This is a genomic window from Pseudomonas sp. Ma2-10 (assembly GCF_054330215.1).
This window is the reverse complement of sequence record NZ_JBTEYL010000019.1, coordinates 39128-58153: the sequence shown is the minus strand read 5'-3', so window position 1 is coordinate 58153 and position 19026 is coordinate 39128. Positions and strand designations below refer to the sequence as shown.

General features: G+C 60.8%; 21 protein-coding genes and 1 riboswitch. Of the genes, 16 read left to right on the top strand and 5 right to left on the bottom strand.

The window, feature by feature from the left end:
* Nucleotides 1-2: 2 nt before the first annotated feature.
* Both ACXPVS_RS20260 and ACXPVS_RS20255 read right to left on the bottom strand, forming a co-directional pair.
* Nucleotides 3-1316 (bottom strand): PQQ-dependent sugar dehydrogenase, encoded by a 1314-nt coding sequence (locus tag ACXPVS_RS20260; protein ID WP_458511514.1) that lies wholly within the window; start codon nt 1314-1316, stop codon nt 3-5.
* A gap of 68 nt (nt 1317-1384) precedes the next feature.
* Nucleotides 1385-1969 (bottom strand): hypothetical protein, encoded by a 585-nt coding sequence (locus ACXPVS_RS20255; protein ID WP_458511513.1) that lies wholly within the window; start codon nt 1967-1969, stop codon nt 1385-1387.
* Nucleotides 1970-2123: 154 nt separating this feature from the next.
* A riboswitch (cobalamin riboswitch) is annotated at nt 2124-2359 on the top strand.
* 81 nt (nt 2360-2440) lie between these two features.
* Between ACXPVS_RS20255 and cobO the strand changes: the two genes are divergently transcribed.
* The 14 genes from cobO (at nt 2441) to ACXPVS_RS20185 (ending at nt 13677) form a co-directional block, all read left to right on the top strand.
* Entirely contained in the window at nt 2441-3052 is a 612-nt protein-coding gene (gene cobO / locus ACXPVS_RS20250; protein ID WP_458511512.1) for a cob(I)yrinic acid a,c-diamide adenosyltransferase, read from the top strand.
* Nucleotides 3049-4344 carry a cobyrinate a,c-diamide synthase gene (locus tag ACXPVS_RS20245; protein WP_458511511.1) on the top strand — a complete coding sequence of 432 codons (1296 nt, stop codon included), beginning with the start codon at nt 3049-3051 and terminating at the stop codon, nt 4342-4344. Before cobO ends, ACXPVS_RS20245 begins: the two co-directional genes overlap by 4 nt.
* On the top strand, nt 4341-4997 hold the full coding sequence (gene bluB / locus ACXPVS_RS20240) for a 5,6-dimethylbenzimidazole synthase (RefSeq protein ID WP_458511510.1): 657 nt from the start codon (nt 4341-4343) through the stop codon (nt 4995-4997). The genes ACXPVS_RS20245 and bluB overlap by 4 nt, the downstream gene beginning before the upstream one ends.
* Entirely contained in the window at nt 4994-5905 is a 912-nt protein-coding gene (gene cbiB, locus ACXPVS_RS20235; protein WP_458511509.1) for an adenosylcobinamide-phosphate synthase CbiB, read from the top strand. Before bluB ends, cbiB begins: the two co-directional genes overlap by 4 nt.
* Complete coding sequence (gene cobD / locus ACXPVS_RS20230; protein ID WP_458511508.1) at nt 5898-6890, top strand: threonine-phosphate decarboxylase CobD; 993 nt, start codon at nt 5898-5900, stop codon at nt 6888-6890. Before cbiB ends, cobD begins: the two co-directional genes overlap by 8 nt.
* Nucleotides 6887-8338, top strand: a complete 1452-nt coding sequence (locus tag ACXPVS_RS20225; RefSeq protein WP_458511507.1) for a cobyric acid synthase — start codon at nt 6887-6889, stop codon at nt 8336-8338. Before cobD ends, ACXPVS_RS20225 begins: the two co-directional genes overlap by 4 nt.
* A gap of 15 nt (nt 8339-8353) precedes the next feature.
* The gene (cobU, locus tag ACXPVS_RS20220) at nt 8354-8875 is read left to right on the top strand and encodes a bifunctional adenosylcobinamide kinase/adenosylcobinamide-phosphate guanylyltransferase (protein WP_458511506.1); all 522 of its coding nucleotides are present in this window, start codon (nt 8354-8356) and stop codon (nt 8873-8875) included.
* Complete coding sequence (cobT, locus tag ACXPVS_RS20215) at nt 8872-9927, top strand: nicotinate-nucleotide--dimethylbenzimidazole phosphoribosyltransferase (RefSeq protein WP_458511505.1); 1056 nt, start codon at nt 8872-8874, stop codon at nt 9925-9927. The genes cobU and cobT overlap by 4 nt, the downstream gene beginning before the upstream one ends.
* Entirely contained in the window at nt 9924-10499 is a 576-nt protein-coding gene (cobC, locus tag ACXPVS_RS20210) for an alpha-ribazole phosphatase family protein (protein ID WP_458511504.1), read from the top strand. The genes cobT and cobC overlap by 4 nt, the downstream gene beginning before the upstream one ends.
* A gap of 2 nt (nt 10500-10501) precedes the next feature.
* Complete coding sequence (locus ACXPVS_RS20205) at nt 10502-11233, top strand: adenosylcobinamide-GDP ribazoletransferase (protein WP_458511503.1); 732 nt, start codon at nt 10502-10504, stop codon at nt 11231-11233.
* Nucleotides 11234-11286: 53 nt separating this feature from the next.
* Nucleotides 11287-11691 (top strand): MarR family winged helix-turn-helix transcriptional regulator, encoded by a 405-nt coding sequence (locus tag ACXPVS_RS20200; RefSeq protein ID WP_458511502.1) that lies wholly within the window; start codon nt 11287-11289, stop codon nt 11689-11691.
* Between the two features lie 61 nt (nt 11692-11752).
* Entirely contained in the window at nt 11753-12952 is a 1200-nt protein-coding gene (locus ACXPVS_RS20195; protein ID WP_458511555.1) for an MFS transporter, read from the top strand.
* Nucleotides 12949-13071 (top strand): hypothetical protein, encoded by a 123-nt coding sequence (locus ACXPVS_RS20190; protein ID WP_458511501.1) that lies wholly within the window; start codon nt 12949-12951, stop codon nt 13069-13071. Before ACXPVS_RS20195 ends, ACXPVS_RS20190 begins: the two co-directional genes overlap by 4 nt.
* Nucleotides 13072-13125: 54 nt before the next feature.
* Nucleotides 13126-13677, top strand: coding sequence for a glutathione peroxidase (locus ACXPVS_RS20185; RefSeq protein ID WP_458511500.1), 552 nt, complete (start codon nt 13126-13128; stop codon nt 13675-13677).
* Between the two features lie 89 nt (nt 13678-13766).
* Here ACXPVS_RS20185 and ACXPVS_RS20180 read toward each other — a convergent pair whose 3' ends face one another.
* The 3 genes from ACXPVS_RS20180 to ACXPVS_RS20170 all read right to left on the bottom strand — a co-directional run bounded on the left by ACXPVS_RS20180 (nt 13767) and on the right by ACXPVS_RS20170 (nt 16168).
* Entirely contained in the window at nt 13767-15038 is a 1272-nt protein-coding gene (locus ACXPVS_RS20180) for an OmpP1/FadL family transporter (RefSeq protein ID WP_458511499.1), read from the bottom strand.
* Nucleotides 15039-15183: 145 nt separating this feature from the next.
* Nucleotides 15184-15666 (bottom strand): hypothetical protein, encoded by a 483-nt coding sequence (locus tag ACXPVS_RS20175; protein WP_149629091.1) that lies wholly within the window; start codon nt 15664-15666, stop codon nt 15184-15186.
* A 277-nt stretch (nt 15667-15943) separates the two neighbouring features.
* The gene (locus tag ACXPVS_RS20170; protein WP_007898912.1) at nt 15944-16168 is read right to left on the bottom strand and encodes a hypothetical protein; all 225 of its coding nucleotides are present in this window, start codon (nt 16166-16168) and stop codon (nt 15944-15946) included.
* A 987-nt stretch (nt 16169-17155) separates the two neighbouring features.
* Here ACXPVS_RS20170 and ACXPVS_RS20165 point away from each other — a divergent pair.
* Both ACXPVS_RS20165 and rmuC read left to right on the top strand, forming a co-directional pair.
* Complete coding sequence (locus ACXPVS_RS20165) at nt 17156-17479, top strand: SEL1-like repeat protein (protein ID WP_082555869.1); 324 nt, start codon at nt 17156-17158, stop codon at nt 17477-17479.
* A 175-nt stretch (nt 17480-17654) separates the two neighbouring features.
* The gene (gene rmuC, locus ACXPVS_RS20160; RefSeq protein WP_458511554.1) at nt 17655-19019 is read left to right on the top strand and encodes a DNA recombination protein RmuC; all 1365 of its coding nucleotides are present in this window, start codon (nt 17655-17657) and stop codon (nt 19017-19019) included.
* The last annotated feature ends 7 nt before the right edge of the window (nt 19020-19026 follow it).

Sequence of the window (19026 nt, the reverse complement as noted above, 5' to 3'; positions counted from 1 at the left end):
GCTTATTTAGCTGTCGACACACGCCACACCTTGTTGCCCACGTCATCCGCCACCAACAAATCACCCTGCTGGTCAATTACCACGCCTACCGGCCGGCCCATGGCCTTTTCCTCGTTGTCGAGGAAACCGGTGAGTACGTCAATCGGCTGCCCGGCCGGTTTCCCTGCGCTGAACGGCACGAAAATCACTTTGTAGCCGCTGTGCGGTTGACGGTTCCATGAGCCGTGCTGGCCGATGAATGCCCCTTCCTTGAACTGCGCCGGCAGTCTGTTGCCTTCAGCGAACGTCAGGCCCAACGATGCGGTATGCGCGCCGACTGCGTAGTCCGGCGCAATGGCCTTGGCCACCAGGTCGGGGTTTTGCGGCTCGACGCGGATGTCGACGTGCTGACCGTAATAACTGTAAGGCCAGCCGTAGAACCCGCCGTCCTTCACTGAAGTGATGTAGTCCGGTACCAGATCGCTGCCGATTTCGTCGCGCTCGTTGACCGCCGTCCACAATGCGCCGCTGCGGGGTTCCCAGGCCAGGCCGTTTGGATTACGAATCCCCGAGGCGAAGATTCGATGATTGCCGGTGGCGCGATCCACTTCCCAGATCGCTGCGCGACCTTCTTCCTTGTCCATGCCATTTTCGGCCACGTTGCTGTTGGACCCCACCGTGACATACAGCTTGCTGCCGTCCTTGCTGGCGATGACGTTTTTGGTCCAGTGGTGATTCAGCGTACCGCCCGGCAGGTCGATCACCTTCGTCGGCGGTGACGTGATCGCTGTCTCGCCGCTTTCATAGTGGAAGCGCAGCAAGCGGTCCGTGTCGGCGACGTACAGGTCATTGCCGACCAGGGTCATACCAAAGGGCGAGTTGAGATTTTCCAGGAACACCGTGCGGGTTTCGGCGATGCCGTCGTGGTCCTTGTCCCGCAGCAGCGTGATGCGGTTCGGGCTCGGTACGCCGGCGCCGGCACGGCCCATGACTATACCCATGACCCAGCCACGAATACCTTTGCCGTCATCGGGTTTGGGAGGGGCGTTGGTTTCGGCCACCAGCACGTCGCCGTTAGGCAATACGTAAAGCCAGCGTGGGTGATCGAGACCTTCGGCAAAAGCCGCCACCTGAGTCCCTGTCGCGGCGACAGGCTTCGCGCCGTCCGGCCAGCCGATCGCCGGGGCGATGTTGACCGTCGGGATCAGGGTTTTATTCGGTTCTGGCAGCTTGGGTGACGGGCCGTAGCCGTCGGTGACTTGCAGCCTGGCGGATTCACCACAGGCCGCAAGCCCTCCGGCGAGTACGATGACGAGAGCGAGCGGGGGGTTGCGCATACTGATCTTCCCTTTGAATGCATTGACCTAATCAATAGAGAAGCGCAGGTGCGCGATGGTTCAACCGGTCAGCCGCGGGCCTCCTTGAACAGCACGGCAATGCCGGGGTGATAGTTGCCGGCTTCGTTGTGCAATTTGCGATAGGCATAAGGGAAATACCAGGCCACCGCGCAGGTGTGTTCCTTTTGCAGGTCGTCGACCATGTCCTGGAGTTCTTCCGGGGTGGCGCTTTGTTGGGCTTTTTGTGGCGCGACAAACAGGCAGCCGAGTTTCAGGTCGCTGGCGTAGCTGATGCGTTTGGCCTCGCTGGTGATGTCTTGCAAGGCTTGAGACAGGTTCAGGCTGTTGACGCGTGGCCAGCGCTGGGTCGCCTGCAGGTAAGCGCGTTCTTCGCTGGTCGCGATAAACAGATCGGCGCGGCCATTGCGTTCGCCTTCTTCGACCTGTTTACGGGTCGGTGTTTGTTGCAGTGTGACCATTTCCGCCATCCAGGCCGCGGAGGAAAGCAGGCTCAGGTTGGCCTTTTCGTCGAACCAGTAAGGCGTGTCGTTATCGCCGCGCACGGCGTTGTAGCGGTCGATACAGTCAAACCAGCGTTCCAGCACCGGGCGCAGGAATTCCAGCTTCGGATTGCTGATGATCATGCCTTGCATGTGGCTCACCCTTGTTGTTGTGTTGTGAGGTTGTGGCTCTTTGATATCGCTGCTTGGAGTGTGGCACAAGATTGACGTCAGATAATTGATCGACGGCAGTTATTCGCTCGCAGGCCGCCCGTCTTCAATTGACGCTCCATCCCCAACCCTCTAACCTTCGCGGCTTGCTTCAGGTGCTCTGTGACCGTGGTCGACAGAGTGAAACTGGGAAGCCGGTGAGTGACTGCCTTCAAGTGACGAAGAGCCATGATCCCGGCGCTGCCCCCGCAACGGTAAATGAGTGAAGGCTGCGCCTAGAGCCACTGTGTCGTGTGTCGACATGGGAAGGCGCGCAGTCAGGCGACAACGCCGCTCATGAGCCCGGAGACCGGCCTGATCCATCCAGCGGCATCACGGTGGGCGATGCCAGGCTTCTTGCCGTCTATTCTTGTGCCTGCCCGCCGTTATCCAGCCTCAACGGAGAGCTCCCCCATGACTGATACCCCCGATCGTGACGAACGTCATCTGGCGCGCATGCTGCGCAAAAAAGCCGTGATCGACGAACGCATCGCCAATTCCCCAAATGAATGTGGCCTGCTGCTGGTGCTGACCGGCAACGGCAAAGGCAAAAGCAGCTCGGCCTTCGGCATGCTCGCCCGGTCTATGGGCCACGGCATGCAGTGTGGTGTGGTGCAATTCATCAAGGGGCGCAGCAGCACCGGCGAAGAACTGTTCTTCCGGCGCTTTGCCGAACAGGTGCGTTTTCATGTGATGGGCGAGGGCTTCACCTGGGAAACCCAGGATCGCCAGCGTGACATCGCCGCCGCTGAAGCCGCGTGGGCGGTGTCTCGCGAATTGCTGCGTGATCCGTCGATCGGCCTGGTGGTGCTGGATGAATTGAACATTGCGCTCAAGCACGGTTATCTGGATCTCGATCAAGTGCTCAGCGACTTGCAGGCCCGTCCGCCGATGCAGCACGTGGTGGTCACCGGTCGCGGCGCCAAGCCGCAGATGATCGAACTGGCTGACACCGTCACCGAAATGGGCGTGATCAAGCACGCGTTCCAGGCCGGGATCAAAGCGCAAAAAGGCGTCGAATTGTGAGTCAACCACGTCATTGCCCGGCGGTATTGATTGCCGCGCCGGCTTCCGGTCAGGGCAAGACCACCGTCACCGCCGCGCTGGCCCGCTTGCATCGCAATCAAGGGCGCAAGGTGCGCGTGTTCAAATGTGGCCCGGACTTTCTTGACCCGATGATTCTCGAGCGCGCCAGCGGTGCGCCGGTATATCAACTGGACATGTGGATGGTCGGCGAGCAGGAAAGTCGTCGATTGTTGTGGGAGGCTGCCGGCGAAGCCGATCTGATTCTCATCGAAGGCGTCATGGGACTGTTTGACGGTACGCCGTCCAGCGCTGATCTGGCGCGGCACTTTGGTGTGCCGGTGCTCGGTGTGATCGACGGCACCGCCATGGCCCAGACTTTTGGCGCACTGGCCCTGGGGCTGGCGCGCTATCAGCCGGACTTGCCGTTTGCGGGCGTGTTGGCCAATCGTGTTGGCACGTTGCGGCACGCGCAATTGCTCGAAGGCAGCCTGACGGAAGGCTTGCGCTGGTATGGCGCCTTGTCCCGGGAAACCGGAATCGAATTGCCGAGTCGACACCTCGGCTTGGTTCAGGCCAGTGAGTTGAACGATCTCGACCTGCGCCTTGATGCGGCGGCTGACGCACTGGCCAGCAGTTGCGAGGTCGCGCTGCCACCGGCGGTGGCCTTCGCCGCGCCTGATGTGATCGCTGTCGAGCCTCTGTTGGCCGGCGTTCGAATTGCCGTGGCGCGTGACGAAGCGTTTGCCTTCACCTACGGCGCAAGCCTGGATTTGCTGCGGGCCATGGGCGCCGAGTTGCTGTTTTTCTCGCCGATCCACGACACGCAATTGCCGCCGGCAGATAGCCTTTACCTGCCGGGCGGTTATCCCGAATTGCACCATGTGGCGCTGTCACAGAACACCACCATGCTGACTGCAATCGGCGCTCACCATGCGGCCGGCAAACCGTTGTTGGCGGAGTGCGGCGGCATGCTGTATTTGCTTGATTCGTTGACCGACGTCGAGGGCACTCGCGCTGAACTGGTCGGCTTGCTGGCGGGTGATGCGGTGATGCAAAAGCGTCTGGCTGCCTTGGCGTTGCAGGCGGTCGAATTGCCGGAAGGTTCGCTGCGCGGGCACACCTATCACCACTCGCTGACCAGCACCGAGCTTGAGCCCATCGCTCGTGGCCTGAGCCCTAACGGTGGGCGAGGCGCAGAAGCGGTTTATCGCGAAGGGCGGATGACCGCGTCCTACGTGCACTTTTATTTCCCTTCCAACCCCCAGGCGGTGGCGGCGTTGTTCAAGCCATGAACCCAGATGATCTTGCGTTCAGCGAAGCGGAGCGCGCGGCGGTCTACCGAGCCATCGGTGAACGCCGCGACATGCGTCATTTCAGCGGTGGCACGGTCGAGCCCGAGTTACTGCGGCGCCTGCTCGAAGCCGCGCATCAGGCACCGAGTGTCGGCCTGATGCAGCCCTGGCGGTTCATCCGCATCAGCGATCGAACCCTGCGCGGCAAGATCCAGTTGTTGGTGGAAGAAGAACGCCTGCGCACCGCCGAAGCGCTTGGCGAGCGCACCGACGACTTCATGAAGCTCAAAGTCGAAGGCATCAACGACTGCGCCGAGGTGCTGGTCGCGGCACTGATGGACGATCGCGAGCGTCACATCTTCGGCCGTCGCACGATGCCGGAAATGGACATGGCGTCCTTGTCCTGCGCGATCCAGAACCTCTGGCTGGCCTCCCGCGCTGAAGGGTTGGGCATGGGCTGGGTCTCGCTGTTCGAGCCGCAAGCGCTGGCGGACCTGCTGGGTTTGCCCGCCGGCGCCAAGCCCTTGGCCGTTCTTTGCCTGGGGCCGGTCAAGCAATTCTATCCGGCGCCGATGCTGGTACTCGAAGGCTGGGCGCAGGCACGACCGCTGAGTGAGCTGCTGTATGAAAATTATTGGGGAGTGAGTCAATGAGTGTGGCGTTGTTGAGTGTCGCCGCGGTTGCGCTGGACGCGCTGCTGGGTGAACCCAAACGCTGGCATCCGCTGGTGGCGTTCGGCCGTTTTGCCGACCGCATCGAGCAACGTTTCAACGGTGGCGGTGGCCGTGGGTGGCGCAGTCATGGCGTCACGGCCTGGGTGATCGCGGTGTTGCCGCTGACCCTTCTGGCTACGGCGTTTTCCTGGGCGCCCTATGTCGGCTGGATCGTCGAGATTCTCGTGCTCTATTGTGCCCTCGGCATGCGCAGCCTGGGTGAACACGTCGAGCCGGTGGCCAAGGCGCTGCGCAGCGATGATCTGGACGAGGCGCGCAAACGGGTCAGTTATCTGGTCAGCCGCCAGACCCACGAACTGGATAAAACCGAAGTTGCCCGCGCCGCCACCGAATCTGTATTGGAGAACGGCAGCGACGCGGTATTCGCGGCGCTGTTCTGGTTTGCGGTGGCCGGCGCGCCTGGCGTGGTGCTCTACCGTTTGAGTAACACGCTGGATGCGATGTGGGGCTATCGCAACGAGCGCTTCGAACGTTTCGGTTGGGCGGCGGCAAAGATCGACGATGTCCTCAACTACATTCCTGCGCGCCTGGTGGCATTGACCTACGCGCTGCTGGGCAAAACCCGACGTGCGCTGAGATGCTGGCGTACCCAGGGTCCGACCTGGGACAGCCCGAATGCCGGACCAGTGATGGCGGCCGGTGCCGGTGCGCTCGGTGTGGAGTTGGGCGGGCCGGCGATTTATCACGGTGAACTGCATCAGCGTCCGCCACTGGGCGAAGGCGTGCCGGCGGATGCCGACTCCATCGACTGCGGCTGGCAATTGGTCCAGCGCGGGGTATGGTTATGGTTGCTGATCCTCTGCGTGGGGGCTGAATTTTATGCTTGAACACGGTGGTCGGTTACGCAAGGCGGCGCTTGATTACGGTATCGCCCAAGCCGATTGGCTCGACCTGTCCAGCGGCCTCGCGCCCTGGCCGTTTCCAGTCCCGGAGATTCCGTTGCGGGCCTGGGCGCGGTTGCCGGAAACCGATGACGGTCTGGAACAGGCGGCCTGTGATTATTACGGTGCCGCTCAGGTGCTGCCAGTGGCCGGCTCACAAATGGCGATCCAGTTACTGCCGCGTTTGCGCCGGGCCGGCAAGGTCGGCGTGCTCTCGCCGTGTTACGCCGAACACGCCGAAGCGTGGCGCCGTACTGGCTGCATCGTGCGTGAAGTGCTGGAGCAGGAAGTCGACTTCTTTCTCGACAGCCTGGACGTGCTGGTGGTGGTCAATCCGAACAATCCTACCGGCCTGAGCCTGACACCGAGTCGGCTGCTCGACTGGCACTCGCGGCTGGCGCAGCGCGGTGGCTGGCTGGTGGTGGACGAGGCGTTCATGGACAACACGCCCCAACTGAGCCTGGCACCCTTTGCCAATCAGGTCGGGTTGATCGTGTTGCGTTCCTTCGGCAAGTTCTTCGGCCTGGCCGGTGTGCGACTGGGTTTCGTGCTGGCCGAGCGCAAGTTGCTCAAGTTGCTGGCCGAGCAAGTGGGCCCGTGGGCGGTCAGCGGGCCGACGCGGGTGCTGGGTCAGGCTTGTCTGCTGGATGCCGAAGGGCATGTGCGGCAACGGGTTCGTGCTGAAGAAGCCAGCGAGCGTTTGACGCTGCTGCTTGAACAGCACGGCTTCAAACCCCAGGGTGGCTGCGCTTTGTTTCAATGGCTGATCACCGACGGCGCCGAAGCCCTGCATGAGTTCATGGCTCGACGCGGCATTTTGTTGCGCTTGTTCACGCACAACAGCAGCCTGCGTTTCGGCTTGCCTGCCGATGAAACCGACTGGACACGTCTCACGCAAGCGTTCGAAGCCTACGCCAAGGACACCCAATGACTACGTTGATGGTGCAGGGCACCACCTCCGACGCCGGTAAAAGCACGCTGGTGACGGCGTTGTGCCGCTGGCTCACGCGTCAGGGCGTCAGCGTCGTGCCGTTCAAGCCGCAGAACATGGCGCTCAACAGTGCCGTGACCGCCGACGGTGGGGAGATCGGTCGTGCGCAAGCGGTGCAGGCTCAGGCCGCCAACCTTGAGCCGCACACCGACATGAATCCTGTGTTGCTCAAGCCCAACAGCGATACCGGCGCCCAGGTGATCATTCATGGGCGCGCGGTCACCTCGATGAACGCCGTCGCGTATCACGACTACAAAGCCATCGCCATGCAAGCGGTGCTGGCCTCCCATAAGCGACTGAGCGCGGCGTACCCGGTGGTCATGGTCGAAGGCGCGGGCTCGCCGGCCGAGATCAATCTGCGTGCCGGTGACATCGCCAACATGGGCTTTGCCGAGGCCGTGGACTGTCCGGTGGTGCTGATCGCCGACATCAATCGCGGTGGGGTTTTCGCGCATCTGGTGGGCACGCTGGAACTGCTGTCGCCCAGCGAGCAAGCGCGGGTCAAAGGCTTCATCATCAACCGGTTTCGCGGCGATATCGCTTTGCTGCAACCGGGCCTTGACTGGCTGGAAGCGCGCACCGGCAAACCGGTGATCGGCGTTCTGCCTTACGTGATGGACCTGCACCTGGAAGCCGAGGATGGCATCGATCAGCGTCAGACCGACAAGGTTGACCAGGTGCTGAAAGTGCTGGTGCCGGTGCTGCCGCGCATCAGCAACCACACCGATTTCGATCCCCTGCGCTTGCATCCGCAGGTGGATCTGCAATTCATCGGCCCCGGCCAGGCGATTCCACCGGCCGACCTGATCATTCTCCCCGGTTCGAAAAGCGTGCGCAGCGACCTCGCGTATTTGCGGGCCAGCGGCTGGGATACCGCGATCAGTCGTCACCTGCGTTATGGCGGCAAAGTGCTGGGTATCTGCGGCGGTCTGCAAATGCTCGGCGAGCAGGTACACGACCCGCTGGGCCTCGAAGGCGCGCCGGGGTCCAGCGCCGGTCTGGGCGTGTTGGCGCTCCAAACCCAGCTCGAAGAAGAGAAGCAATTGCGCAATGTGCGCGGGCGTCTGGCGCTCGAAGATGCGCCGGTCAGCGGCTACGAAATTCATGCTGGCGTCACCACTGGCCCGGCGTTGGAAAACGCCGCGGTGCAGCTGGACGACGGTCGCTGCGACGGTGCGCAAAGTGTGGACGGGCAGGTATTCGGCACCTATCTGCATGGGCTGTTTGAATCGCCGGCGGCGTGCAGTGCGCTGTTGCGCTGGGCAGGTTTGCAGGCGGTGCAGGACGTGGATTATCACGCGTTGCGTGAGCGCGATATCGAGCGGCTGGCGGATCTGGTGGAGACGCATCTGGATACCGGGTTGTTGCGAGATCTCTGTGGGTTTTGAAGAAGGTTTATCACCATGCTGCAACTGATCCTCGGCGGTGCCCGTTCCGGCAAAAGCCGCCTGGCCGAAAAGCTCGCCTCCGACAGCGCTCTGGCAGTGACTTACATCGCCACCAGCCAACCCCTCGACGGTGAAATGAACGAGCGGGTGGCCCATCACCGAGCCCGTCGTCCCGCCGAGTGGGCGTTGATCGAAGAACCTCTGCAACTCGCGCGCATCCTGCACGAAACCGCCAGCGCCGAACGTTGCCTGCTGGTGGATTGCCTGACCCTGTGGCTGACCAACCTGCTGATGCTCGACGACGCCGAGCGGCTGTCGGTCGAACGTGATGCGCTGCTGGACTGCCTGGCGTCGTTGCCGGGTGAGGTCATTTTTGTCAGCAACGAGACCGGAATGGGTGTCGTGCCGCTGGGCGAATTGACTCGCCGCTATGTCGATGAAGCCGGTTGGCTGCATCAAGCGTTGGCCGAGCGCTGTCAACGCGTCGTCCTGACCGTCGCCGGCCTGCCCCTGACTTTGAAAGGAACTGCGTTATGACTCAATCCTGGTGGCTGACCCCCTGCAAGCCGATCGATACCCAAGCGGTCGCGCAGGCGCAGGCCCGTCAACAGCAACTGACCAAACCGGCCGGCTCCCTCGGTCGGCTTGAGTCGGTGGCCGTGCAATTGGCCGGGCTGCAGGGGCAGGTCAAGCCGAGACTGGATCAGCTGTGGATCGCGATTTTTGCCGGTGACCATGGCGTGGTCGCGGAGGGGGTGTCGGCATTTCCCCAGGAAGTCACCGGGCAGATGCTGCATAACTTCGTCAGCGGCGGGGCGGCGATCAGCGTGCTGGCGCGGCAACTCGGGGCCTGCCTGGAAGTCGTCGACCTCGGCACGGTGACGCCGTCGTTGAATTTACCGGGTGTGCGCCACATGAACATCGGCCCGGGCACGGCGAATTTCGTCGAAGGTTCGGCGATGACGCCGGCTCAAGGTGAACTCGCTTTGCAGGCCGGCCGCGACAGCGTGCAGCGCGCCATCGCGGCGGGTGCGCAGTTGTTTATCGGTGGCGAGATGGGCATCGGCAACACCACGGCGGCCAGCGCGCTGGCCTGTGCCTTGCTCGATTGCCCGGTGGTGCACCTGGCTGGGCCGGGCACGGGTTTGGACGCGGCGGGTGTCAGCCATAAAGCTCAGGTCATCGAGCGCGCAGTGGCGTTGCACAGTGCTCAACGTGGCGATGTACTGCAAACCCTGTTCAACCTCGGCGGTTTCGAAGTCGCGGCGCTGGTCGGCGCGTATCTGGCGTGTGCCCAGGAAGGCGTCGCGGTGCTGGTGGACGGTTTTATTTGCAGCGTCGCGGCATTGGTCGCGGTGCGCTTGAATCCTGAATGCCGTCAGTGGCTGTTGTTCGGTCATCGCGGCGCCGAGCCCGGTCATCGTCATGTATTGGAAACCCTGAACGCCGAACCGCTGCTGGACCTCGGCCTGCGTCTGGGTGAGGGCAGTGGCGCGGCGTTGGCCGTGCCGTTGCTGCGTCTGGCGTGCGACCTGCACGGGCAGATGGCGACTTTCGCCGAGGCCGCCGTGGCGGACCGTCCGGCATGACCTTGCACCTGGACCTGTTGCGCCACGGTGAAACCGAGCTCGGCGGCGGTTTGCGCGGCAGTCTCGACGACGCGCTGACTGACAAGGGCTGGGCGCAGATGCGCGCGGCGGTGGTCGAGCGGGGGCCTTGGGATCGTTTGATCAGTTCGCCACTGCAGCGGTGTGCGCGGTTCGCCGAAGCGCTTGGCGCACAACTGGGTTTGCCAGTGCAGTTGGATAAAGACCTGCAAGAGCTGCACTTTGGCGCCTGGGAAGGGCAGAGCGCCGCTGCGCTGATGGACACCGATGCCGAGGCGCTGGGATTGTTCTGGGCCGACCCTTACTCGTTTACGCCGCCACAGGGTGAGCCGGTGGTGGATTTTTCGTCGCGGGTGTTGGCGGCCGTCGAGCGCTTGCAGGCTACCTGCGCAGGCGAGCGGGTGTTGCTGATCAGCCACGGCGGGGTCATGCGCTTGTTGCTGGCTCAGGCGCGGGGATTGCCTCGTGAGCAGTTGCTCAACGTCGAGGTCGGGCATGGCGCGTTGTTTTCGCTGACGGTGGAATCCGGCCTGTTGTTAAGGGAAGCGCTCTGACCATGTTGCCGTTCTGGATTGCCCTGCAATTTTTGAGCAGTCTGCCGATTCGTCTGTCGGGCATGCCCACGCCACAGGCGTTGGGGCGGTCGCTGCTGTTTTATCCGCTGGTCGGCCTGCTGTTTGGCGCGATTTTGTGGGCGTTCAACTGGCTGTTGCTTGGCACGCCATTGTTGCTTCACGCCGCGCTGTTGCTGACGGTTTGGGTCATGCTCAGCGGTGCATTGCACCTGGACGGCCTGGCCGACAGCGCCGATGCGTGGCTCGGAGGGTTCGGTGATCGCGAGCGCACGTTGACGATCATGAAGGACCCGCGCAGCGGGCCGATGGCGGTCGTGACGCTGGTGCTGGTGTTGCTGCTCAAATTCGCCGCATTACTGGCATTGATCGAGCAGCAACACGCGGTTGTCCTGATTATTGTTCCGTTGATCGGGCGCAGCGCGCTGCTGGGCGTGTTCCTGACCACGCCTTATGTGCGTGCCGGTGGCTTGGGGCAAGCGCTGGCCGATCATCTGCCACGTCAGGCGGGAAAGCAGGTGTTGGCGGTCAGTGCGTTGGCCTGTGTTTTGATTGCCGGCCTGGGCGGCGTGTTGGCCATCGTGCTGGCGGCACTGGTGTTTGCCTGGCTGCGGCACGTGATGCTGCGCCGATTGGGCGGCACGACGGGCGATACGGCGGGGGCGTTGCTGGAAATCCTTGAGGTCGCGGTGCTGGTGGGATTGGCGATCTGCTGAGCTTTCCACAGATGTAACTTGATTTAACACAACCACGGGTATATACACGCACCATGCTCGACTCCCAATGTTTATGCATCAACCTGCGTCGTGCCGCCCGTGGCGTCAGCAGGCATTACGACGGCGCTCTCGACGGCTTCGGGATCAATGTCGCCCAGTATTCTCTGCTGTGTAATCTGCAGCGTCTGGATAAACCGAGTATTTCCACTTTGGCCGAGGCCATGGGGCTGGATCGCAGTACCTTGGGGCGCAATCTGCGGGTGCTGGAAGGCGAAGGCCTGCTGATGTTGGTCGAGGGCGAAGACATGCGCAATCGCATCGTCATGCTCACCGAGGCCGGTGTTGAACGCCTGACAGCGGCCTTGCCAGCCTGGGAAGCGGCACAACAGCGGTTGATCGACCGTCTGGGTGCCGAGAAACGCGAAACCTTGCTGCGACTGCTGGACGAACTGGCATGACGCCGGTTTTTCCGATCTTAAGCGGGTATATACCCGCTACCGGAGAATAAGAATGACATCGATGTGGCGTACCAGCGGTTGGATTTTGTTGGGGAGTGCGCTGATTCTCGCGTTGTCCTTGGGCATAAGACACGGCTTCGGGCTGTTTCTGGCACCGATGAGTACCGAGTTCGGCTGGGGGCGTGAGACATTTGCCTTCGCCATTGCCCTGCAGAACCTGATCTGGGGCTTGGCGCAGCCATTCACCGGCGCGCTGGCCGACCGCTTTGGCGCCGCGAAAGTGGTGCTGGTCGGCGGTGTCCTTTATGCCGTGGGTCTGGTGTTCATGGGCCTGTCGGATTCCGCCGTGACCTTGTCCCTGAGTGCCGGCCTGTTGATCGGCATCGGTCTGTCCGGCACCTCCTTCTCGGTGATCCTCGGCGTGGTCGGCCGCGCCGTGCCGCCGGAGCAACGCAGCATGGGCATGGGCATTGCCAGTGCTGCCGGTTCTTTCGGCCAGTTCGCCATGTTGCCCGGCACGCTGGGGTTGATTGGTTGGCTGGGTTGGTCAGCGGCATTGTTGGTGTTGGGTCTGCTGGTGGCGCTGATCGTGCCGCTGGTGAGCATGCTCAAGGACAAACCGCTACCGGTGTTCGGCCATGAGCAAACACTCTCCGAAGCCCTGCACGAGGCCTGTTCCCATTCAGGATTCTGGCTGCTGGCGTTCGGCTTTTTTGTCTGCGGTTTCCAGGTGGTGTTCATCGGCGTGCATTTGCCGGCTTATCTGGTAGATCAGCACCTCCCGGCGAACGTCGGCACGACGGTGCTGGCGTTGATCGGGCTGTTCAATATCTTCGGTACCTACACGGCGGGCTGGCTCGGCGGGCGGATGTCCAAGCCGCGCTTGCTCACTGGCCTGTATCTGCTGCGGGCCGTGGTGATCGGGTTGTTCCTGTGGGCGCCCGTCACGACCACCACCGCGTACCTGTTTGGTATGGCGATGGGCTTCCTGTGGCTGTCGACGGTGCCCTTGACCAACGGTACCGTCGCGACCTTGTTCGGCGTGCGAAATCTGTCCATGCTCGGTGGGATTGTTTTCCTGTTTCACCAGCTCGGAGCGTTCCTCGGCGGCTGGTTGGGCGGGGTGGTGTATGACCGAACCGGGAGCTATGACTTGATCTGGCAGGTAGCGATTCTTCTGAGCGTGATGGCCGCTGCCCTGAACTGGCCGGTGCGTGAGCAGCCGGTGGCGCGCCTGCAAACACAGATGAGTGCGATATGAACAGTCTCTGGCCGCGGATCGCTGTCGTCGCTGTCTGCGCCTTGCTGCTGGCCCTGTCGTGGTGGGGCTGGCATCAGGGCGGGCTGGCGTTGATGGAATTGGGCATGGGTGCTTGCTAGCAGGATGTGAGGGCGAGTAACGTTGGTTTTGACGATTTCTAAGGATGCACCGACATGCTGATGCGTTGGCTCGCAGTTCCCGCGTTACTGGTAGCGTTGAGTGGATTGGCTCAAGCAGCCGAATGCCCGGACCTTTTGCAAGGCTCTTTGCCGAAGCTGCGGGCCAAGGAATCCATCGACCTGTGCCAGCGCTTCGCCGGCAAACCGCTGGTGGTGGTCAATACCGCGAGCTTCTGTGGTTTCGCCCCGCAGTTCAAAAGCCTTGAGGCGCTGAATCAGCGTTACAAGGATCAGGGGCTGGAGGTGATCGGTGTTCCGTCCAATGACTTCAAGCAAGAGTCCAAAGATGGCGAAGAGACTGCCAAGGTCTGCTACGTGAACTATGGCGTGACGTTCACCATGACTGAATCGCAGAAAGTTCGCGGTAATGACGCGACGCACTTGTTCAAGATCATCGCCAAGCAGAGCACCGCACCGAAGTGGAACTTCTACAAGTACGTGGTCGATCGCAAGGGCAAGGTGATCGCCAATTTCTCCAGCCTGACCAAGCCTGACGACCCCGAGTTCATCGAGGCGGTGGAGAAAGCACTGGCCTCGCAACCCTGATCGACGTCCATTAAAAAGCCCCGCCTCTGTACAAGAGAGCGGGGCTTTTTCAATTCAGGCGGCGAGTGGTTCAAGCTCGCCGTGAATCATCAGAAGCGGTAGGTCGCGCCAACACCGAAACCGTTTGCCCAGTTTTGATACTTGGCGTTGTAGGTCTGACGGCCGTTGCTGTTGTTGACCTTGACCGACTCTTCGCGCAGGTACGAGTACGCCACGTCGATGGTCAGGTCGTCGGTCGGGCTCCAGCCAGCGCCCAGACTGAAAATCTTGCGATCGCCAGTCGGGATGCGTGGGGAACGGTTTTCGTTATTGGTCGGTGCCTGGTCAACGGACAGGCCGGTACGCAGGACCCATTGTTTGTTCAACTGGTACGAAGCGCCGATGGCGTGAGCCCAGGTGTCATGCCAGTTCTGTTCTTCAGTGATGGTGCCGAGCCCGCGTGCGGCCAGCGCTGCAGGCACGCCTTCGTTCTCGACGGAGATCTCTTTCAGGCGGCTCCAGCGCGTCCAGGTGCTACCTGCATAGAGGGTCCACTGGTCGTCCAGCTGGTGCGTAACCGAGAAGTCGACCGACTCAGGCGTGGTGATGTCCAGCGACGCGTCGAACTTCTGGTTCGGGTTCTGGCCCAGCGCCGCGAGCACGCCGTAGTTGACCTTGGTGTCACCCTCGAGCTTGTACTTCACTTTCGAGTGGTAGGTCAGGCCGACGCGCGTGCTGTCGGTGGCTTGAACCAGGATGCCGATGTTGTAACCCAGCGCGGTGTCGTCACCCTTGATCTTGACCTTGCCGTCCGCTGCGCGCGGGTTCAGCGACAGATTCGATTCCAGGGTGCCGTCAATGCGGTTGATGGTCGGACCGAAACCGATCGACACCTTGTCGTTGAAGGCGTAGCTGACGGTTGGCTGCAGGGTCACGATTTTTACTTCGCTCTTGCTGCCGAAATAACGGCCGGCAAAACCGTTTTCGTAATCGGTGACCAGGCCGAACGGTGCGTATACGCCAATACCAAATGCCCAGTGCTCATCGATTGGCTTGACGTAGTAGCCCATCGGCACGGCAATGAACGGAACCATGTCGCCGTCGTTGGAGCCACCGTTCGGACGGGAACTGGCGTCACTGATATCGGTGTGTGCGTCAAGGAATGCAGCGCCGCCGGTGACTTGTTCGCGCTTGAGGCGCGACATGCCGGCAGGGTTGCCAAAAATGGTGCTAGCGTCGTCGGCAGCTGAAGATCGCCCGGCAAAACCTGTACCCATCCCGCTGATGCTTTGTTCGTTGATGGCAAAGCCACTTGCGAAGATCTGGGTGGATGCCAAGGTAACGGCGAGGCTAAAGGTGGTTTTGAGCATTACTTTTTTCATTATTAGAACTCCTGGTGATCACCGAAGCGGAAATTACCAACATTTTCGTCCCGGCGCTATAGGCTGGATGGCTTGATTTAGAGCGGTTTTGTAGGACAATCCGACCAAAATCGCAGCAATTGCACGATTTTGTGGAAATAGCAGATCAACAGGCGACCTGATTCAGCGGTGAAACACAGGTTTGCCAAGCGCAGGTGAAGTCTCTCAGGCGTCCTTGAGGCTGGAAGGTCTGGCGCCAGATGCGGGCCATTCCCAGTAGGTCGTCTGCTTCGGGGAGGGGGGTGTTCTGTTCTTCTACCAGCAACCAGGCGATGGCGGTGGCGTAGCGCAGGTTGACGGTTAATTCGAGGTGCGGACCACTCAGGAAAGCATGTTGGCTGGCCAGGCCGCGAACCAGGCTTGCGCGTTCCGGGTCAAGTGCAAGGTAATGGTCCCAAAGTGCCTGGTGGCGGGGTTCGGCGATTCGGTACAGGCCGTGTCCACGGCGGTCATGCAGTGCAGTGCCAAGGGCTGACTGGCTGGCGGCGATGCCCAGCAACAGGGATTCGGCAGTTGCGCTATGGCGTCCGAGGTAAATCAATGTCGGACGGATCACATAACGGCACAGTTCGCTGGCAGCGATACCCATAACGCCCTCGAAACATGAAGTGGACGGCGAAACCTGAAGGGAGCGTTGGCAGCAGGTGAATCGACTCAGGCTCGCCGAAAGCGGATCAAGCCGCTTGAGTTGAAGTGTAGTGTCATATTCGCGACGTAAAGGACTGTTTTTAAAATATTTCCGGCTGCGAGTTATAACCGTTATATCGGTTTGTGCTTAGGCGGCAGCCACGAAATCAGAAATTTCTGGCAATAAAAAGCCCCGCTTTTTGAGCGAGGCTTTTGAGGTTTTCAGTCTTTCTGGCGTATCAGGCAACCAGTGCCTGACGGGTACGCTCGATCACGGCCTGCAGCGGCTCAGCGCTGGAGTACTGGTCGGGGTACAGGCGTTCGCTGTGACGAGCGATGCCGTGTTCGTTGACCAGAGTGAAGCTGAAACAGCCTTTGCGAGCAGCCATGATCAGGCAGTTCATTGGTGCAAAAGCATTGGTTAGGGTGCGAATTGCATCCTGGGTGTGGATTTGAGTAGACATAGTCATTGGGTGTTCCTACAAGCGACACGGATAAGAACCGTGCAAAATTAAAACGTTCCAGTGACGACGACCACCATTGGTCGAACGAAGAACCCGACTGGAACAAAGCAGCCAGTTTGAAGCGCTGATAAATTGGCGCGCTTGGGCTGGCAGGTAGGTACTTAGGAGGGCAGGCAACACATCAAGGGCAAAGGTTCTGGGCCCTGGGTGAAGATCCTGATCAATTTGCAGGTTGGTTCGGTCAGAGTAAGTGAGCTTCGCAACACCCTTTGCTTTCGATTCAAAGGCTGTGTTGTCGCAAGGTTTACCTGGAAACCATCGAGGTGGTCGATCCCGCTTTGTCGGTTGAGGCTTCCTTGAGGAAGGCTGACCGGGGGGATTTGTTCGACCAGAATTGACTTTCAGCTTGGTACTAACGCTGCGGATACTAACGGATTGAATTGCCGAAAGGAAGTGTGTTAGCAAAAAAGTTTTCTGAAGGGCCTCATTCAGCGTCCGGATGGGCGTTCGGAAAAAGCCGTGACCCGCAGACGTGCCCGCTAATGGCAAAAATTCCGACCATTGGTAGTCAAGGTTCAGCGGGCCAGAACCAGCCTGGGCCATGGGTTTGCCACGGTTCTGGTAAAAAATGCGCCGAAAAAGCCGATCGTTATAACTGCCGTGAACGTACTTTTGCACATAAGTCGCGAAGGGTGTCACGTCGCTGTCATCTTCCCTTCACACGCAGTGGGTGCCTGTAAGCAAAATTTAAGTCAATGAAAAACATCGCTTTTTTTTACTGGTGAAAAAATCGTCAGTTTGACTGCGAGCCCCATTCCATAGGGCTTTGCGAGCGTTCAAAGGCGGTTGTCCACTGAGTTATCCACAGCTTCTGTGGATTGTCCCGAGCGCTTGCTCTAGGACGGGCGTGCCGGGTTTTTTTTAGGCTTTACCTGTAAGAAAAAAAGAGTAGAGTGGCGCGCCTTCCGATCTGCCCCACAGTGCTTTATGAAGTTTCGCTCAGTATCAGTCTCCGCAACCTCCACACCTCCCAGTATTACCCCGCCCAAGCGCTTTTCGATGCGTGTGGCCGAGTGGCTGCTGGACAGCCCGCGTCTGGGCGAAAACCCCAACGTCAAACACTTCGCCGGACGTTTGCTCAAGCAGCCAGCCCGTGAAGGGGTCGTGGCCGCGCAAAGCCGCCTCGGTCAGCTAATGTGCCGTGAATGCGGGAATGCCCGGGATCGCCGTATCGGTCAGGACCTTCTGCGTTCGGCCGCGCGGGCAGGGGATCGGCGCGCCCAGCAAGAACTTGGGCTGATCGAAGACTGAGCTGTCCAAGACCTGACGCCTTGGTTAACCTTCAAGCTTTATTTCATTGGCAGGAGTGGCTATGGCTATGGACGTGACCAGCGCATTGCTCGGTCTGGCGGGTGCTGCGCTGCCGTTACTGGTACTGGCCTGGCAATTTCAGCGGCGAGCGAGCGCCACGCAGTCAGAGGTTGCGCTGCTGGAAGAGCGGCTGGCCACGGCTCATCTGGCTCAGGATGGATTGAGCGCCCAACTCGAAGCCTGTCGCGATGAAATAGGTGATCTGGGCCAGGCCAACGCCGCCAAACAAGCAGACCTGGCCGCAGTACGCCGCGAAGTCGAACTGATGCAGATCGAACGTGACGACGCACGCGACGCCGCTCACGCCTGGAATCTGGAACGCGCCGGCAAAGAGGCTGAGTTGCGCCGTCTGGACGCCCAGGCCGCTTCGCTCAACGCGGAGCTGCGCGAGCAGCAAGAAAGCCATCAGCAGCGCCTCAACGACCTCCAGGGCTCGCGAGACGAGCTGCGAGCGCAGTTCGCGGAGCTGGCGGGCAAGATTTTCGACGAGCGCGAGCAGCGCTTTGCCGAAACCAGTCAGCAGCGCCTTGGTCAGTTGCTCGATCCGTTGAAAGAACGCATCCAGTCCTTCGAAAAACGTGTCGAGGAAAGCTATCAGGCTGAAGCCCGCGAACGTTTTTCCCTGGCCAAGGAACTGGAGCGGCTGCAGCAGCTGAACCTGCGCCTGAGCGACGAAGCCACCAACCTGACCCGCGCCTTGAAAGGCCAGAAAACCCAAGGCAACTGGGGTGAGCTGATTCTTGAGCGGGTGCTTGAACACGCGGGGCTGGAGAAGGGGCGCGAGTACCAGACCCAGGTCAACCTCAAGGGGCCGGACGGTGAGCGTTTCCAGCCGGATGTGATCATTTACCTGCCGGGCGACAAGCAGGTGGTAGTCGACTCCAAGGTCAGCCTCACGGCCTATCAGCAATACGTCGTGGCCGAAGACGATGCCATCGGCCAGATCGCCATCAAGCAGCACGTGCTGTCCTTGCGCACTCACGTCAAGGGGCTGGCCGGCAAGGATTACAAGCGTCTCGACGGCTTGCACAGCCTGGATTTCGTCCTGCTTTTCGTGCCGATCGAAGCGGCGTTTTCCGCCGCATTGCAGGCTGAGCCGACGCTGTTCCAAGAGGCCTTCGACCGCAACATCGTGATCGTCAGCCCGACCACTCTGCTGGCCACCCTGCGCGTCATCGACAGCCTGTGGAAGCAGGAACGCCAGAGCCAGAACGCCCGTGAAATCGCCGAGCGGGCCGGGTGGCTGTACGACAAGTTCGTGTTGTTCATCCAGGACCTGGATGAAGTCGGCAATCGCTTACAACAACTGGATAAAGCCTACAGCTCTGCGCGCAATAAGCTGACAGAAGGCCGGGGTAATCTGGTCAGCCGCAGCGAGCAGCTCAAGTTGCTTGGCGCACGCGCGAGCAAGAGCCTGCCGGCAGACTTGCTGGAACGGGCGATGACGGATGTGGATGGGTTGGCCGAATTGCCGGAATAAAATCCAA

Excerpts from the sequence above, each read along its gene's own strand:
- ACXPVS_RS20260 (WP_458511514.1), bottom strand. The coding sequence starts at position 1,316 with ATGCGCAACCCCCCGCTCGCTCTCGTCATCGTACTCGCCGGAGGGCTT.
- ACXPVS_RS20255 (WP_458511513.1), bottom strand. The coding sequence starts at position 1,969 with ATGCAAGGCATGATCATCAGCAATCCGAAGCTGGAATTCCTGCGCCCG.
- cobO (WP_458511512.1), top strand. The coding sequence starts at position 2,441 with ATGACTGATACCCCCGATCGTGACGAACGTCATCTGGCGCGCATGCTG.
- bluB (WP_458511510.1), top strand. The coding sequence starts at position 4,341 with ATGAACCCAGATGATCTTGCGTTCAGCGAAGCGGAGCGCGCGGCGGTC.
- cbiB (WP_458511509.1), top strand. The coding sequence starts at position 4,994 with ATGAGTGTGGCGTTGTTGAGTGTCGCCGCGGTTGCGCTGGACGCGCTG.
- cobD (WP_458511508.1), top strand. The coding sequence starts at position 5,898 with ATGCTTGAACACGGTGGTCGGTTACGCAAGGCGGCGCTTGATTACGGT.
- ACXPVS_RS20225 (WP_458511507.1), top strand. The coding sequence starts at position 6,887 with ATGACTACGTTGATGGTGCAGGGCACCACCTCCGACGCCGGTAAAAGC.
- cobU (WP_458511506.1), top strand. The coding sequence starts at position 8,354 with ATGCTGCAACTGATCCTCGGCGGTGCCCGTTCCGGCAAAAGCCGCCTG.
- cobT (WP_458511505.1), top strand. The coding sequence starts at position 8,872 with ATGACTCAATCCTGGTGGCTGACCCCCTGCAAGCCGATCGATACCCAA.
- cobC (WP_458511504.1), top strand. The coding sequence starts at position 9,924 with ATGACCTTGCACCTGGACCTGTTGCGCCACGGTGAAACCGAGCTCGGC.
- ACXPVS_RS20205 (WP_458511503.1), top strand. The coding sequence starts at position 10,502 with ATGTTGCCGTTCTGGATTGCCCTGCAATTTTTGAGCAGTCTGCCGATT.
- ACXPVS_RS20200 (WP_458511502.1), top strand. The coding sequence starts at position 11,287 with ATGCTCGACTCCCAATGTTTATGCATCAACCTGCGTCGTGCCGCCCGT.
- ACXPVS_RS20195 (WP_458511555.1), top strand. The coding sequence starts at position 11,753 with ATGTGGCGTACCAGCGGTTGGATTTTGTTGGGGAGTGCGCTGATTCTC.
- ACXPVS_RS20190 (WP_458511501.1), top strand. The coding sequence starts at position 12,949 with ATGAACAGTCTCTGGCCGCGGATCGCTGTCGTCGCTGTCTGCGCCTTG.
- ACXPVS_RS20185 (WP_458511500.1), top strand. The coding sequence starts at position 13,126 with ATGCTGATGCGTTGGCTCGCAGTTCCCGCGTTACTGGTAGCGTTGAGT.
- ACXPVS_RS20180 (WP_458511499.1), bottom strand. The coding sequence starts at position 15,038 with ATGAAAAAAGTAATGCTCAAAACCACCTTTAGCCTCGCCGTTACCTTG.
- ACXPVS_RS20175 (WP_149629091.1), bottom strand. The coding sequence starts at position 15,666 with ATGGGTATCGCTGCCAGCGAACTGTGCCGTTATGTGATCCGTCCGACA.
- ACXPVS_RS20170 (WP_007898912.1), bottom strand. The coding sequence starts at position 16,168 with ATGTCTACTCAAATCCACACCCAGGATGCAATTCGCACCCTAACCAAT.
- ACXPVS_RS20165 (WP_082555869.1), top strand. The coding sequence starts at position 17,156 with ATGAAGTTTCGCTCAGTATCAGTCTCCGCAACCTCCACACCTCCCAGT.